Raw genomic sequence first — 16,166 nt, forward strand, 5'->3', positions numbered from 1 at the left:
CCGGCGTTGTCAGATCACCGTGCCCAAGCGGCGCATGACAACTGGCGCAGGACCGGTCGAAAATCTCAGCACCCTGCGCGGCAAGGTCCGTGTCGATCGGTCCCAGCAAAGCCTCTGGCCAAAGCGGAGAATTCAGGCGCGCCAGCTGCCGTTCCAGATTGACCATCGCGGTCACGCGCACGCTGCTGTCGTAACCAAGGGCGGCCCAGCCCCGGTCCGCCTCGACATGCGCGAACACGCCAATGACTTCAGAGGTGTTGCGGATCAGGGCGCCAACGCCGGTGTCGTGACCCAGAATGCGGATCGTCTGCACGGCGTCGGCAATGCCGTTCCACTGCAGCTTTTCCTGCTGATGGGTGTTCCAGATAAATGGATAACTGGCCGGCGCGTCCGACCGGATCACCGGGACCGCATCGGGCGCCCCGTTGATGGCCGCGACCTTGGCCAGGATGTGGCCCTGCGCATCCAGCCGGGCCGGACCAGCGATCACGTGGGACGCGTTGAACGCAGACAGGCGGGCCATCCAGTCGATCTGCTCGTCCACCTGGGTGCGCAGGGACAAGATCGCGTCCGCATCGTCGCTGCCCAGAACGGCCCGCGCGAACTGCGCCCAGCGGTCGGGCGCGTCGCGCGTGGCCCGCAACGCGGCCTCTGTCCCCGACACCAGACTGTCAAAATCGGCATTCGCCGGTGCGCCGTCGATCCGCATCACGGTGCCGGCATAGGCGATCTCTGCGGTGTGGCAGGCGGCGCAGTTCAGCCCGATCCATGGCGTGCGCATGGTCCGCGACAGGCAGGTTTCGGGAAAGGTGTCACACATCAGATCTGCGCCCCGCCCACGATCCTCGTCGACGACAAAGCCGACCGGCAGGCCGTGCGGATTGTCGCGCGACACCGGATTGGACAGGTAGCCCAGACGGGACAGGTTCGCGGGGCCGAACATGGCATCGCGCCCGTCTTCCGTCTTGAGAGACAGCGCCCAGGACAGCGGTAAAAGCCGCGAGCCCTGCGATGTCGAATACCACCACGACCGCTGCGTGTCGTCCCAGCCTTGGTCAAGACAGGTCACGCCGCCTGCGCTGCAGGCCGTGTGCGGTGTCTGCGCGCTGACACCGGGGCCCCAGACCGCCGAAATACCCGCCAAGACGACAGCGAGAAGGGCCGTTTTCAATGAATTTGGATAAATCATGCCGTTGAACCTTTCCGTCACTCTTATGTCTGCTTGCGGTCTGGGTAAGATGATCCTTGATCGTTCTGCCGTGGCCTGCCTCCCCCGGATGGGGGATTACTGCAGGAATTTTGCGCCCATGTTCGACACGAGTCGGATGAATTGGGTCCGGTTGACGCAATCCGCCTTGCTCAGCAGTGACGTGACCTGCGTTTTGACGGTTTCGACGGACCTGTTCCGCCGCTGCGCAATTTCGCGATTGGTCAGCCCTTCGGCCAGAAGGCCGACAAGGGCTGTTTCGGACGCGGTAAAGGACAAGGTCTGGGCAACCAGCCCGATATCCAAGTCAATCGGCCGCCCCGTATCCAGACTGTAAAGCGCGAAACCGTCCAGCCGCCGTTCGCCAAAGGCATCCGCTGACGTGATCGGGGCAAGCTCCACCGATAGCCTGCCAGCGCGACAGGACCGGCTTCCCAGCGCCTCCTTGCGGGGCCGGGCCCCGAACCGGCCGTGACAATGTGCAGATCCCATCAGGTCCGCAAGCCAGGCCCGATCCGCCGCCGCGCACATCTCCAGCCGCCCGTCGCGCAAGCGGCGAAAGACACCGGCCTCTGTCCGCTGGCGTTCGAATTCCGCGTTTTCCATCACGATCTGCCCGTCGGCGCGCAGCAGGCAGACGCCGATGCGAAACCGGTCCAGCGCCTCTGCCAACCCGCTGTTCATTTCCGCCAGTTGTGACACCGGCCGGGCCAGCGCACAGGCCTTGGCCACATGGGGCAGGATCCATTGCAATTTCGCAGCATCTTCGGCGGTGAAAGGGCCGTGGCGTTCCGAAAACTGCACACTGAACCGGTCGCGCCGCGGATCGTCCTTGCTCAGAAGCGCGCCCGCGCGATAGCGGATGCCGTAATCCGCCATCGCCCGCGCGTTCGGACGCGCCGCAAGTGTCGCGTGATCCGCAGCCAGCATGTGATCGCCAATGACGTCGATACCGTCGCCGGTTGCGGAAAACCGGGCAAACACGTCCTGATCTTCGATCTCGATCGTGCTGAAGGTGCGCAGGTAATCGTCGACCAGCGTGCGGTCATATTTCTCCGAGATGAAGGGCGCGGTCAGTATCCTGTCCGACCCCGTGCCGGGCGTCAGTTCGAAGATCATGCAGCCTCTGGCCCCCAGGCTGGCGGCGATCCTGTCCAGAACCTGCGGCCAGCGCGCCGTGTCCAGCACTGTGTCGTAGATATCCAGAATAAGAGACGTGTCGCCCTGCGTCATGATCTGCATGCCCACCGTGATCCTGAAGTCCGGCTTTGCAACACAGGTCCGTCGTCCGCGCGTCACGCAGAGGCAAGGCAGATGTCAAAGGGACGATTCTCGGCATGATGTTAACGTAAGGTAAACTTAAATCAAGATTGGCCTCCGGTATCCCCCAGCCGGGGGAGGCGAGGCGCCGTGAGCGCTGCGTAACCTGCTGCAGCGGCAAGGGGCCGCGACCCAACCAGAAGGACATGGCCATGACATCCCCAGACCCCAGACCCTTTGGCGAAAGCAGGAAAAACATCGCGCGCCAGATCCGGAAAGAAGCCGCCGACATCGCGTTCGAGAGAGCGCCGGCACCGCCTGCCGTCGAAAGCAACGGCGAGGCAGAGCACCTGACGCCACCGGTCGGCACCTTTTGCAAAAGCCTGCCCCACGATGCCGACGGTATGGTGGACGGTGCAGCTTACGGCAAATTGATCCGCGCACTCGGCCAGACCGACAGTCACGATGTCTTTGCCCCCTTTCCCGGCACCTATACGTCGCAACGCCGGGCGGCCTTCGATGTGACGCTGCACACGGGCGGCTACCGCGGCGCCGGCGCCCATGCCGCAGAAACGGCCCGGACCCTTGAATCGCCCCTGGCCGGTCATTGCTTTGATCTGGAAGGACCGGACGCCAACGACTTCGCAATGCCACCGGCACCCCAGGTCGGCTCTGACGAACTGACGGCGGAAATGGCAGAGCTTTACGCCATGGCGCTGCTGCGCGATGTGCCCTTCAATGCCTTCGAATCCGGCGCATCCGGCACACAGGCGGGGCCATCCGGCTTGACGGTTGACGCCGCCGTCGACGCCTTGAATGCCTTGCCGTGGTTCGATGGCAGCGCGACGGCGCCGGGTGGTGCGGCATTGTCATCCCGTGAAAAAGCGCGTCAGCAGGCCCGGACCGGCGACGGCAGTCCCCTGACGCGGCAAACCCTGTTCCGGGGATCGACGGCCGGGGCGCGGACCGGCCCCTACATCTCGCAGTTTCTGCTGATCGGCAATGTCGAGAGAGCCCCCACCGCACCCAATGCCTTTGCCGCGCCCGCCGCCCCTGCCCCGCAGCGCTCGGAAACCGTCTCGCCGAAATTTTTGTCGGCGCAGGATGCCCGGGGCGCCGTCGACGCGTCGGGCACAGGGACAGTCGCCTTGACCCTGCCCGGCGATGGACATGGCCGGGGCGTGATCCTCTATGGCCAGCAGATCATCCCGCAAAAGATCGTGCCGCACGCCGAAGGTGTGGACTGGATGCAGAACTGGATCGACTGGCTCGACGTGCAGAACGGACGCGACACCCGGTCGCGCGCGTCTTTCCTGCTGGATGGCGCACAGGGCAAGGCCCGCTTTATTCACACACCCCGCGATCTTGCCACCTATGTGCATTACGACGCGCTGTATCAGGCCTATCTGAACGCCTGCCTGATCCTGCTGGGACAGGGGGCGGCCTTCGATGCCGGGCTGCCCGAAGGCGACGGTCACCCGACCCGGGGCGCCTTTGCCAGTTTCGGCGGCCCGCATGTGCTGACCTTGCTGACAGAGGTAGCGACCCGCGCGCTTAAGGCTGTCCGGCGACAGAAATTCCTGATCCACCTGCGCGCCCGGCCAGAGGCGATTGCCGGCGCGCTGACGCTGGCCAGTGCCACGACGCACCGGCCCGACGCCTGGACGGGTGCCGACGGGCACAGCAAGCCAGCCAATGTCTGGCCGCGTCTGGATGCGATGCGAGACGCTTTGAAAGGGTCAACGGCCCTCTGGACCGCGCTGCAGACGGCCAATGCCGGGACCCTGACGCAGAATCGTCCTGCCGACGATCCGGCGTTCGACTGGCTTGACGATGCCGAAAACTGGTTGCTGCCGATGGCCTTCCCCGAAGGCTCGCCGGTGCACGGCAGCTATGGCGCGGGCCACGCGACCGTTGCAGGGGCCTGCACGACCATCCTCAAGGCTTTCTTCGAGATGTTCGGCGTCGATCAGCGAAACCTGTACCGGTCAGAGGCAGGTCAATCCCTGACACAGATGATCCACATGGGAACGGCGCTGTTCGCGCCAGAGCTGAAGATGACCGAAATCGGCAACCCGGCCCACGCGATATCCGGCGCATTCCGCACGAACGCGGACGGCTCGGCGCTGGAACCGGCCGATTTCCCGGACCTGACCCTGCAGGGAGAGATCGACAAGCTGGCGGCGAATATCGCGGTCGGACGCGACTTTGCCGGGGTGCATTACTACACCGACTATTATGAATCGCTGCGGCTGGGCGAGCGCATCGCCGTGGGCATGCTGCAAGAGCAGATGCTGACTTACCGCGAACCCGTCTCGATGCGGTTCACGTCCTTTGATGGCGACCGCATCATGGTGGCAGGGTCCGGCGGCACCTATCACGGACAACAGACCGGCGGATACGACACCGACGATGCCCGTGTGCTGGTCTGGCCGAAAGGCGATGACACGCCCCCCTGGACCACGATGCCCGACGGCAAGGCGCGTGACACGGCCATCCGCAACGCGGCGCGTGCGTGGTGGACCCGGGCCACGCCCGCCGCGGACAGCTGAACGACGGGGGACGCGTTCAGCCGGGTCATCTGCTGCACGGAGGCGTCTATCCGCGTTCAAAGCGGCACACCGACCGCCCGAGATCGCAGGCCCTACCCTTCGTTCTCGGGGAAGAAGCAGGCCGCAGTATGCGTGCCGGTGCCCAGCTCGGGCCGCTCCGCGCGGCATTTGGGTTGGGCCTTCCAGCAGCGCGGCGCAAAGGGACAGCCGTCGGGCACGGACAGGGGCGAGGGCAATTCCCCTTCCAGCTTGATGCGGATCTTTGCCTTCGTCGGGTCGGCCTGCGGCGTCGCGGACAGAAGGGCCACGGTATAGGGATGCTTGGGCGCGGCGAACAGCGCGTCCTTCGGACCCTTTTCCACCGCACGGCCTAGGTACATTACGATCAGCTCGTCGGCCACGTGCCGCACCACGCCCAGATCGTGGCTGATGAACAGATAGGCCAGTTGCAGCCGTTCCTGCAGGCCCAGCAGCAGGTTCAGGATCGCGCTCTGGATCGACAGGTCGAGGGCCGAGACAGGCTCGTCCAGCACCAGCACCTTGGGATCGAGCATCAGCGCACGGGCGACCGCGATCCGTTGCCGCTGACCGCCCGAGAACATGTGTGGGTAGCGGTCGAAATGTTCGGGCCGCAACCCGACAAGCTTCAGCATGTCGCGGGCCTTGGCCTCGCGTTCGGCGCGCGACAGCGTCGTATTGATGACCAGCGGTTCCATCAGGATCGTGCCGATCCGTTGCCGCGGGTTCAGCGACCCGTAGGGGTCCTGAAACACGATCTGCACGTCCTTGCGCAGCTCGGCCCAGTTTTCCGGCACCACATCCTTGCCGTCGAGCGTCAGCGCACCCTTCGTCGGCTCCTCGATCATCGCGACCATCCGCGCAAGGGTGGATTTGCCGCAGCCGCTTTCGCCCACGACGGCCAGCGTCTTGCCGGGCACCACCTGAAAATCGAGCCCACCCACGGCCTTGAGCACGCGGGACTTCTTCATAAAACCGCCGCTGACGTCGTAATGCCGCTCCAGCGCGGTGGCCTGCATCACCGGGGTATCGGTCATGATGCAATCCTTTCGTCGGTGTAGAGCGGGTAGAAGCAGCGCGCATATCCCACGTCCGGCCCCAGCGCCGGCGGCGGTGTGGACTTGCAGCGCGCATCGGCAAACTTGCACCGGGGCGAGAACAGGCAGCCGGCGGGACGGTCGAACTGTCCCGGCACGACGCCGGGAATGGTCGGCAGCAGGCGCGCGGTCGCGCGTTCGGGCAGCGCGTCCAGCAGGGCTGCCGTATAGGGGTGGTGCGGGGTGGCAAACAGGTCGACGACGGGCTGTTCCTCGACCTTCTGGCCCGCGTATTGCACGCTGACCCGTTCGGCGGTTTCGGCCACCACGCCCATGTCGTGGGTGATCAGCACCAGACCCATCCCCGTCTCGTCGCGCAGGGACGCCAGCAGATCAAGGATCTGCGCCTGAATGGTCACGTCGAGTGCTGTCGTCGGCTCGTCCGCGATCAGCAACTTGGGCTTGCAGGCAATGGCCATGGCGATCATCACACGCTGGTTCATCCCGCCGGACAACTGGTGCGGAAAGGCCGAAAGCCGCTTTTCAGGGTCGGGAATGCCGACCTGCTCGAACAGTTCGACCGCGCGGGCGTGACGCGCGCGCCGGTCCATCCCCAGATGAAAGCGCAGCGCCTCCTTGATCTGCCAGCCGACGGTAAAGCAGGGGTTCAGCGACGACATCGGTTCCTGAAAGATCATCGCAAGGTCCTTGCCGATGATACGGCGGCGGGCGCGGTTGTCGATGCGCAGCAAGTCGTGGCCGTCAAAGGTAATCTCGTCCGCCGTGACCTTGGCGGTCCAGGGCAGCAGGCCCATCACGGCCAGCATGGACACCGACTTGCCCGACCCGCTTTCGCCGACGACGGCCAAAATCTCGCCGGTGTCGACGTCCTGATCGACGCTGTCGACCGCCCGGAACCCGCCGGAGGCGGTGGCGAATTCGACGGTAAGGTTGCGGATGCGCAGCAATGCCATGGGCTCAGCTCCGTTTCAGTTTGGGGTCGAGGGCGTCGCGCAGGCCGTCCCCCATCAGGTTGATCGCCAGCACGGTCACCAGGATGGCGATGCCCGGAAACGTCACGACCCACCACGCGCGCAGGATGAACTCGCGCGCTTCGGCCAGCATGGTGCCCCATTCGGGCGTGGGCGGCTGCGCCCCCATCCCCAGAAAGCCAAGCGCTGCCGCGTCAAGGATCGCCGTCGAGAACGACAGCGCCGCCTGCACGATGATCGGGGCGAGGCAGTTCGGCAGCACGGTCACGAACATCAGCCGCCATAACCCCGCGCCAGCCACGCGGGCCGAGGTGACGTAGTCCTTCTGCCGTTCCGACATGACGCTGGCGCGGGTCAGGCGGACGTAATGCGGCTGCAGCACGATCGCGATGGCGATCATCGCGTTGGTCAGCGACGGCCCGAGGATCGCGACCAGCACAAGGGCCAGCAGCAGCGACGGGAACGCAAGGATGATGTCCATCACCCGCATGATGATGCTGTCCAGCCACTTGGGCGCAAAGCCGGCCAGCAGGCCGATCAGGATGCCCCCGGTGGCGGCGACGGTGACGACCACGATCCCGACAAAGAACGAAAACCGCGCGCCGACGATCAGGCGCGACAGCATGTCCCGCCCCAGCGGGTCGGTACCAAGGATGTATGTCCACTTGCCGCCCTCCTGCCAGACGGGCGGCACCAGCGTGTCGCTGCGGAACTGCTCGGTCGCGCTATGCGGTGCGATCCACGGGCCGAACACGGCGAGGATCGCGAAGACAACAAAGATCGACAGGCCGATGACGGCGCCGCGGTTCTCTCTGAAATAGAACCAGAACTCGCGCAGCCGGCCCGGGCGTTCGTGGACCATTTCGGCTTCGGAGGAGAGTGTGTCATCCATCTCAGCGTTTCCTGATCTTGGGGTTGATGACGCCGTAGAGCATGTCGACGGTCAGGTTGACGATCATCACCATGACGGCGATCAGCAGCAGACCGCCCTGCACCACCGGGTAATCGCGCCGGAAGATGCTGTCGACCATCCACTTGCCGATGCCCGGCCAGCTGAAGATCGTCTCGGTCAGGATGGCACCCGCCAGCAGCGTGCCGACGCTGAGGCCGATGACGGTGATGACCGGGATCATGGCGTTGCGCAGGGCGTGGATGCCGTTGATGCGCCCCGGCGACATGCCCTTGGCGCGGGCGGTGCGGATGTAATCCTCGCCCAGCACCTCCAGCATGGCCGACCGGGTCTGGCGCGCGATGACGGCCAGCGGAATGGTCCCCAGCACGATGGTCGGCAGGATCAGGTGCAGGACAGCGGACTTGAACGCGCCGCTTTGCCCGGACGCCAGACTGTCGATCAGCATGAAACCGGTGGCGTCGGGGAAATAATACAGAAGGTCGATCCGGCCCGACACCGGCGTCCAGCCCAGATTGCCCGAAAAGACGATGATCAGCAGCAGCGCCCACCAGAAGATCGGCATCGAATATCCCACCAGTGCCGTCGACATCAGCGCGCGGTCAAAGAACTTGCCCCGGTTCACGGCGGCGATGACGCCCGCCGGCAGACCCAGCAACAGGGCAAAGATCATCGCACAGACCGACAGTTCCAAAGTTGCGGGGAACAGGGCAAAGAATTCGTCCCAGACCGGGCGCTTCGTCACGAAGGACGTGCCCAGATCGCCGTGCAGCACGCCGGTCAGGTAATCCCAGAACTGGACATAGATCGGCTGGTCGAACCCATACTGCACCTTCAGCTCAGCATAACGCTCAGCTGACACGCCGCGTTCGCCCGCCATCACGGTGATCGGATCGCCCGGCAGCGCACGGATAAAGCCGAAGGATATCAGCGTGACCCCGATGAACGTGGGAATGAACGTCAGCAGCCGGCTGAGGACGTAGTTCAGCATGTCAGCACCGTCAGGTCCTTCGGAAAATGGGTCAGCGTCTCGTATCCGTCTTCCGTGATCAGCACGTCATCCTCAATCCGGACGCCAAAATTGCCGATCTGATACAGGCCGGGTTCATTCGTATAGACCGTTCCCGCCGGCAAAACCATGTGGTTCCCACGCATGATGTAGGGCGCCTCGTGCACGTCGCGTCCCAGACCGTGGCCGGTCTTGGTGCGGATACGGTCGGCGAAGGGCGACGATTCGAGCACGGAAATCACGGCGTCGTCGATGGCGTGGGCGGTGACGCCGGCGCGGGTGATGGCCAGCCCCGCCAGATTGGCCCGCAGCACGGTGTCATAGACCGCGCGGCCCTCGGCGGTGACATGGTCCAGAAATACCGTGCGGGTGATGTCAGCGCAGAACCCGTCGCAGCGCGCGCCGAAGTCCAGCAGCAACGCGTCACCGGCCTTGACGCGATAGTCGGCACGGGCGTGGGCGTGGGGCCGCGCCGATCCGTCACCGGCGGCCACGATGGGCGGGAACGACAGGTCGTCGGCGCCTTCGTCGAACAGCATCTGCACGAGGGTCTGTTCGATCTGCTTTTCGCTCTGCCCCAGCCGGACGGTCGCAAGCGTCCGCGTCAGGGCCCGTTCGGACATGTCGATGGCCCGCTGCAGTGCGGACAGATCGTCGGCGGTCTTGATCATGCGCAAGGCGGAAATCTCGCGTTCCGCATCGACGATTTTCAGGTCGGGCTGTGCTGCCAGCATCGCGTGGTGGACAAAGACGCGCATCACCTGCCCCTCGACCGCGACGGACGAAATGGACAGGTGTCGCATCAGGTCGTCAAAGGCGCGGGCATAGCCGTCCTGATCGCGCCAGTCGAAGACCGCACCGTCGAACCCGACCAGATCCCAGCTGCCGAGTTCGAGGTTCGACACGACCGCGGCGGCGGGGCCGTCCGCGGGAATGACCAGCACCAGCGGGCGTTCGTGGCTGCCGAACCCGTGCCGCACGGCGCGCATGAAATTGGGACCGGGGACCAGCGCCACGGCATCGACCTTCAGGTCGGCGGCAACGGCGGCATACTCTGCCAAGCGATGGGCAAGGGTTTGGGTCACGTCAGGATATCCGTCTTTGAAACAGGACGGGGCGGCACACCACGGTGCCGCCCCGGATGGTCGGTGCGTCAGATCACTCTTTCAGGCCGACCGCGTTGAAGATGTGGCCACCCAGCGGGTGCACGACATAGCCTTCGACCTCGGGACGCATGGTCATGTAGACGACCGAATGCGCGATCGTGTCCCAGGGCGCCTGATCCTTGAAGATCTGCTGTGCCTGTTCGTACAGCGGCGCACGCTCTTCCTGCGTCGGCAGAACCTTCGCATCCTGGATCAGCTTGTCGAAGTCTTCGTTGCACCAGTTGGCGCGGTTCGAGTTGCCGACCGCATCGCAGCCCAGCAGCACGGCGAGGAAGTTGTCGGGATCACCGTTGTCGCCGGTCCAACCCAGCAGTACGGCTCCGTCGCGGTCAGCCGCCTTGGAGCGTTCCAAATACTCGCCCCACTCGTAGGACACGATCTCGACCTTGACGCCGACCTTGGACAGGTCGTCCTGCATCAGCTCGGCCATGCGGCGGGCATTCGGGTTGTAGGGACGCTGCACCGGCATCGCCCAGATCTTCATCGACAGGTCCGTGACGCCTTCGGCCTCCAGCATCGCCTTCGCGGCCTCGGGGTCGTATTGATCATCCTCGATCCCGTCGTTGTAGGACCACATGGTCGGCGGAATCGGGTTCTTGGCGATCTGGCCGGAACCCTGGAACACCACGTCGATGATCGACTGCTTGTCGATCGCCATGTTCAGCGCCTTGCGGACTTTTGCATTGTCGAAGGGGGCCACGTTCGTGTTGTAGGCCAGATAGCCGACGTTCAGGCCTTCCTGTTCCATCACGACGACGTCGGGGCTGTCCTTCATCGCCTGCACGTCGGCGGGGTTCGGATAGGCCATGATATGGCACTCACCGGCCTGCACCTTCTGATACCGGACCGAGGCGTCGGGCGTGATCGCGAAGATCAGGCTTTCGACCTTTGCCTTGTCGCCATAATAGTCGTCATTGCGCAGATAGCGGATGACGGCGTCCTTCTGGTAGGCCTGAAACTTGAACGGGCCGGTGCCGATCGGCGCTTGGTTCAGCATTTCCGGCGTGCCGGCTTCCATCATCGCGTCGGCGTATTCCTTCGACACGATCGACGCGAAATCCATCGCCATGTTCGCGATAAAGGGCGCCTCGGGGCGGGTCAGGTTGAACGTGACCGTATAGTCGTCGACCTTTTCGATGCTGCCCACCAGATCGGGCATCGACATGGACCCATAATATTCCCACGTGCCGCCGGAGTAGCTGTTGTAGGGGTTGTCCGGGTTGCCCTGACGGTCGAAGGTAAAGATCACGTCGTCGGCGTTGAAATCGCGGGTCGGCGTGAACTGGTCGTTGGCGTGGAATTTGACGCCCTGACGCAGTTTGAACGTGACGGTCATGCCGTCCTCGGACACCTCCCAGCTTTCGGCCAGACCGGGCAGCACTTCGGTGGTGCCGACCTTGAACTCTGTCAGGTGGTCATAGATCGGGTGGCTGGATGCGTCAAAGGTCGTGCCGGCGGTATAAAGCGCCGGATCGAACCCTTCGGGTGACCCCTCCGAGCAATAGACGAGCGACTGGGCAGAGGCGGCGACCCCCACCGTGGCCAGCAGCAGGCCGGTGACTATGGACGTTCGAATGGACATTTTGTATCTCCCGTTGGTTTCGTTTTTTGTTCAGGGCCAGCTGATCCGACCGCAACTTGTGTGACTAGGGCTGCATCGGAAAGATGCCCCCTGCCCCTTCGCATATCTGCGCTCTTCGACCGTCTGCAATATCTCGCCCTCGATAATGTGGATGAACTTTGCCCCAACATGACGCTCATGGTTGGACGCGCAGCCGGGCGACAGGTTCAGAACAAACGACATCCGGTGCGGCCGCATGCGAGACCCCGAAGTGTCGGTGGTGGCGTCAGGCGGCCAGACTATCCCCCCAGAGGCCAGACCAGATCATCGTTTCAGCCAAGCTGTGAGAATAAGAAACCGTCGTCAAGACAAAGATCGCGTTGCCCTTTGGTCAGTTTGGAATGTGCGTGGAACGCCCGGTGGACCTGACCGGTCCGGGATCGGGGGCATCCCGTTCTGGCCATCCTCGGACCGCAGGACTGGACGGTCGGATTGCCCCTACCCGGTCAACCGCGCACCCTGTGCACCGTCGGAAACAGGAACGGCGCGGTTTTGCTGGCGGTGGACCGGGCGACGTCGGACGGCGGACCCTGGGCCACGATCCTGCCGCCGTCGTCACCGGCACCGGGGCCGATATCGACGATCCAGTCGCTGTGCCGCGCCACAAGCATGCTGTGTTCGACCATGATGACGGAATTCCCGGCCGCGACCAGCCGGTCGAGTTGCGCCAGCAACAAGGTCACGTCGGCCGGATGCAGCCCGGTCGTCGGTTCGTCCAGAACATACAGCGTGTCGCTGCGCTGCGCGCGTTGCAGCTCTGTCGCCAGTTTGATCCGCTGCGCCTCTCCGCCCGACAATTCCGTGGCCGGTTGACCCAAGCGCAGATAGCCAAGGCCGACCTGCCGCAGCGCCGCGATCGCCCTTGAAATCGCGGGATCGTCCGCAAAGACATCCTCTGCCCGGTCCACCGTCAGATCCAGCACCTCTGCAATGGTCCTGTCGCGGTAGCGGATCTCCAGCGTTTCGTCGTTGTAGCGCTGGCCGCGACAGACCGGGCACGGCGCATAGACGCTGGGCAGGAACAGCAATTCGACGCTGACGAAACCGGCGCCTTCGCAATGCGGGCAGCGGCCCTTGGCCACGTTGAAGGAAAAGCGACCGGCGTCGTAGCCTCTGGCGCGCGCTTCACCCGTTGCAGCGAAGAGCTTGCGCACTTGGTCGAAGAGGCCCGTGTAGGTTGCCAGATTGGACCGCGGGGTGCGGCCGATGGGTTTCTGATCCACCACGACCAGACGCCGGACATGCTGCATGCCGTCGAGGATATGCCCGCCAGTCGGGGTATCGAACTCCTGCTCCAGCAACTCCGGCTCATTGTCAGGGGTCTCAGTCGCGGGCTTTTGCCCCAGGGCGGTCCCGACGAACTCCACCAAGGCCTGACTGACCAGACTGGACTTGCCCGACCCGGACACGCCCGTCACCGTCGCCAGCACCCCCAGCGGCAGGTCGATATCGACGTCCTGCAGGTTATTGCGTGTGACGCCTGCCAGACGCAGCCAGCCCGTTGGCCGTCTGGGCGTGCGGTCGCCACCCTGCGGATCGTCGAACAGATGCTGCGCGGTCCGAGAGGTCTGCACCTCCTTCAGCCCATCGACCGGGCCGCTGTAAACGACCGTGCCACCTTCTGTTCCCGCATCCGGGCCGATGTCCACGATCCAGTCCGCATGGCGGATGACATTGACGTCGTGTTCCACCACGAACAGGGAATTGCCGGCGCCCTTCAGGTCATCCAGGGCACCCAGCAGCGCCTGCGTATCGGACGGGTGCAGCCCCGCCGAGGGTTCGTCCAGCACGTAGACCACGCCGAACAACTGCGACCGGATTTGCGTCGCCAGCCGCAGGCGCTGCATCTCTCCCGGCGACAGGGTCGCGGTATTGCGGTCCAGCGACAGATAGCCAAGGCCAAGGCGGGTCAGTGCGGCCACGCGGACCATGATATCGCGCGTGATGCGCTGCGCCACGATGGTCTTTTCTGGCGCTTGGTCATCCATCACCGGGCCGCGGTCCGCCCGCTTGCGCAGCAAGGCGGCCAGATCCTGCAGCGTCAACCGCGAGATTTGTCCGATATCGAAGCCTTCGAAGGTGACCGACAGCGACGCCTGCTTCAGCTTCTTGCCGTCGCAGACCGGACAGACAGAGATATCCATGAACTGGGACACGCGCTTTTTCGTGCGCAGGCTTTGCGTCGTGGCAAAGGAATGCAGCACGTAATTCCGCGCACTGGTGAAGGTGCCCATGTAGGTCGGCGAGCGGTCCTCCGCGCGGGCCTTTCGCGTCTCCTCTGGCGTCATCCGGGCATAGACAGGCACCTCGGGCGCGTCGTCGGTGAACAGGATCCAGTCGCGGGTCTCGCGCGGCAGATCCTGCCAGGGCGTGTCGATGTCATAACCAAGTGAGATCAGGATATCGCGCAGGTTCTGCCCGCCCCAGGCGGGCGGCCAGCCGGCGATGGCACCGTCGCGGATCGTCTTCGTCGGATCGGGGACCAGCAGGTCTTCGGTCACGTCGAACACGCGCCCGATGCCGTGGCAGCGCGGGCAGGCCCCGTCAGGGGTGTTGGGCGAAAACGCATCCGCGTAAAGGATCCCCTGCCCGTCCGGATAATCGCCTGCGCGGGAATAGAGCATCCGCAACCCGTTCGAGATCGTCGTCACGCTGCCGACCGACGACCGCGCAGAGGGTGCACCCCGTTGCTGCTGCAGGGCGACGGCAGGCGGCAGCCCCTCGATGCTGTCCACATCGGGCTCTCCCACCTGATCGATCAGGCGCCGGGCGTAGGGCGATACGGAGTCCAGAAACCGCCACTGGGATTCTGCAAAGAGCGTGCCGAACGCCAGAGACGATTTGCCAGAGCCAGAGATCCCGGTAAAGACCACCAGCGCGTCGCGCGGCACATCGATATCGACGTCCTTGAGGTTATGGACACGCGCGCCCCGCACCCGCACACAGTTTTCAGGGCTGATGCGCGCCTTGTCTGATGGACCTTGAGTGATCTGACGACCTCGTTTGCTGTTCCGGCCGTCAGCGACAGCCTTGCTTGATCTGGCGCCTGCCGGCGAAAGCGATGGCAGGCGCCAGCCTGTGGCATCAGTCCCGCTGTTGCCCGTTGCCGTAGACGAAATACTTGAAGCTGGTCAGTTGTTCCGCCCCAACCGGTCCGCGGGCGTGCATCTTGCCTGTCGCGATCCCGATTTCTGCGCCCATGCCGAATTCGCCGCCGTCGGAAAACTGGGTGGAGGCGTTGTGCATCACGACCGCTGAATCGATGGCCGCCATGAAGCGTCTGGCAACCGACACATCCTCTGCCACGATGGCATCCGTATGACCGGACGAATGCTGCTGCACGAAGGCGATGGCCGCATCCGCATCATCCACGATCTTCACCGACATGATATTGCTCAGGTATTCCGTGTTCCAGTCGTCATCGGTCGCCGCCGTCATCTCTGGCAGGATCCGCCGCGCCGCGGCGTCACCACGCAGTTCGCAATCGTCCAGGGCCGCCGCCAGCTGTGGCAGCACCTGATCCGCAATCGCGGCGTCGATCACGACACATTCCGTGGCACCACAAATGCCGGTCCGGCGCATCTTGGCATTGCGGACGATGCCGACGGCCTTTTCGATGTCGGCGCTTTCGTGCAGATACGTGTGGTTGTTGCCGTCGAGGTGCAGCAGCGTCGGCACACGCGCCTCGCGCTGGACCAGCGACACGAGGCCCCTGCCCCCGCGTGGAATGACAAGGTCGACCGTGTCCGTGCTGTGCAGCAGCGCCTTGACCGCCTCGCGGTCGCGCGTGTCGACCATCTGCACGGCGTCCTGCGGCAGACCCGCCGCGGCAAGTCCCTGCGTCAGACAGGCCACGATGACACGAGAGGACTGCAGGCTTTCAGAGCCACCCCGCAGGATGACGGCGTTGCCCGACTTGATGCACAGCGCGCCTGCGTCGGACCCGACGTTCGGGCGGGATTCGTAGATCATCGCGATCACGCCGATGGGCACGCTGACGCGGTCGATCTTCAACCCGTTGGGCCGGTCGAAGGTCGCAAGCGTGCGACCCAGCGGATCGTCCTGCCCCGCGATTGCATCCAGCGCGTCGGCCATGCCGGCCACGCGATCCTCGGTCAGCGTCAGGCGATCGACAAAGGCCGCGTCCTTGCCGCTGTCGCTGATGCTGTCCAGATCCTTGGCATTCGCCGCCAGAATATCGGCGGTGCGGGCGCGTAACGCCTTGGCCGCTTCGGTCAGCGCCAGATTGCGGGCCTCGGTCGTGGCCATGGACAGATCGCGGGCCGCGGCCTTGGCGCGGCGGCCAAGGTCGGCCACGACGGCTGCAACGTCCGGGTTCGTCTCAGTGCTCATGTCGTTCATTGTGTCTCCTTTCGGTGGCAGTCCAACCGCCA

Annotated in this window: 11 protein-coding genes; 1 reads left to right on the forward strand and 10 read right to left on the reverse strand. The window is 64.5% G+C overall.

What is annotated here, in order from left to right:
* Positions 1-1,189 (reverse strand): di-heme-cytochrome C peroxidase (locus GLR48_RS23920; protein ID WP_237066519.1); only part of this gene is annotated, 1,189 nt, incomplete at its 3' end.
* 96 nt (positions 1,190-1,285) lie between these two features.
* A complete protein-coding gene (locus GLR48_RS23925; RefSeq protein ID WP_237066525.1) occupies positions 1,286-2,449 on the reverse strand; it encodes a helix-turn-helix transcriptional regulator in 1,164 nt (387 codons plus the stop codon).
* A 230-nt stretch (positions 2,450-2,679) separates the two neighbouring features.
* On the opposite strand from GLR48_RS23925, the gene GLR48_RS23930 reads away from it, so the two are divergent.
* The gene (locus tag GLR48_RS23930; protein WP_237066532.1) at positions 2,680-5,019 is read left to right on the forward strand and encodes a hypothetical protein; all 2,340 of its coding nucleotides are present in this window, start codon (positions 2,680-2,682) and stop codon (positions 5,017-5,019) included.
* A 92-nt stretch (positions 5,020-5,111) separates the two neighbouring features.
* Here GLR48_RS23930 and GLR48_RS23935 read toward each other — a convergent pair whose 3' ends face one another.
* The 8 genes from GLR48_RS23935 to GLR48_RS23970 all read right to left on the reverse strand — a co-directional run bounded on the left by GLR48_RS23935 (position 5,112) and on the right by GLR48_RS23970 (position 16,155).
* On the reverse strand, positions 5,112-6,074 hold the full coding sequence (locus tag GLR48_RS23935) for an ABC transporter ATP-binding protein (protein WP_237066534.1): 963 nt from the start codon (positions 6,072-6,074) through the stop codon (positions 5,112-5,114).
* A complete protein-coding gene (locus GLR48_RS23940) occupies positions 6,071-7,048 on the reverse strand; it encodes an ABC transporter ATP-binding protein (protein ID WP_237066536.1) in 978 nt (325 codons plus the stop codon). The genes GLR48_RS23935 and GLR48_RS23940 overlap by 4 nt, the downstream gene beginning before the upstream one ends.
* Before the next feature lie 4 nt (positions 7,049-7,052).
* Positions 7,053-7,958 carry an ABC transporter permease subunit gene (locus GLR48_RS23945; RefSeq protein WP_237066538.1) on the reverse strand — a complete coding sequence of 302 codons (906 nt, stop codon included), beginning with the start codon at positions 7,956-7,958 and terminating at the stop codon, positions 7,053-7,055.
* Between the two features lies 1 nt (position 7,959).
* Positions 7,960-8,967, reverse strand: coding sequence for an ABC transporter permease subunit (locus GLR48_RS23950; RefSeq protein WP_237066541.1), 1,008 nt, complete (start codon positions 8,965-8,967; stop codon positions 7,960-7,962).
* Entirely contained in the window at positions 8,961-10,070 is a 1,110-nt protein-coding gene (locus GLR48_RS23955; RefSeq protein ID WP_237066543.1) for a M24 family metallopeptidase, read from the reverse strand. The genes GLR48_RS23950 and GLR48_RS23955 overlap by 7 nt, the downstream gene beginning before the upstream one ends.
* Before the next feature lie 73 nt (positions 10,071-10,143).
* Positions 10,144-11,733 carry an ABC transporter substrate-binding protein gene (locus tag GLR48_RS23960; RefSeq protein WP_237066544.1) on the reverse strand — a complete coding sequence of 530 codons (1,590 nt, stop codon included), beginning with the start codon at positions 11,731-11,733 and terminating at the stop codon, positions 10,144-10,146.
* A 485-nt stretch (positions 11,734-12,218) separates the two neighbouring features.
* On the reverse strand, positions 12,219-14,708 hold the full coding sequence (locus GLR48_RS23965) for an excinuclease ABC subunit UvrA (protein ID WP_237066546.1): 2,490 nt from the start codon (positions 14,706-14,708) through the stop codon (positions 12,219-12,221).
* A gap of 148 nt (positions 14,709-14,856) precedes the next feature.
* Complete coding sequence (locus tag GLR48_RS23970) at positions 14,857-16,155, reverse strand: glutamate-5-semialdehyde dehydrogenase (RefSeq protein ID WP_336886676.1); 1,299 nt, start codon at positions 16,153-16,155, stop codon at positions 14,857-14,859.
* Positions 16,156-16,166 lie beyond the last annotated feature (11 nt).

The sequence above is a fragment of the Loktanella sp. M215 genome (assembly GCF_021735925.1).
In the GTDB taxonomy this organism is placed as follows: Bacteria; Pseudomonadota; Alphaproteobacteria; order Rhodobacterales; family Rhodobacteraceae; genus Loktanella.

What these genes read in the sequence shown, in the direction of transcription:
- GLR48_RS23945 (WP_237066538.1), bottom strand. Translation starts at nt 7,958, where the DNA reads ATGGATGACACACTCTCCTCCGAAGCCGAAATGGTCCACGAACGCCCG.
- GLR48_RS23930 (WP_237066532.1), top strand. Translation starts at nt 2,680, where the DNA reads ATGACATCCCCAGACCCCAGACCCTTTGGCGAAAGCAGGAAAAACATC.
- GLR48_RS23925 (WP_237066525.1), bottom strand. Translation starts at nt 2,449, where the DNA reads ATGCAGATCATGACGCAGGGCGACACGTCTCTTATTCTGGATATCTAC.
- GLR48_RS23950 (WP_237066541.1), bottom strand. Translation starts at nt 8,967, where the DNA reads ATGCTGAACTACGTCCTCAGCCGGCTGCTGACGTTCATTCCCACGTTC.
- GLR48_RS23935 (WP_237066534.1), bottom strand. Translation starts at nt 6,074, where the DNA reads ATGACCGATACCCCGGTGATGCAGGCCACCGCGCTGGAGCGGCATTAC.
- GLR48_RS23960 (WP_237066544.1), bottom strand. Translation starts at nt 11,733, where the DNA reads ATGTCCATTCGAACGTCCATAGTCACCGGCCTGCTGCTGGCCACGGTG.
- GLR48_RS23940 (WP_237066536.1), bottom strand. Translation starts at nt 7,048, where the DNA reads ATGGCATTGCTGCGCATCCGCAACCTTACCGTCGAATTCGCCACCGCC.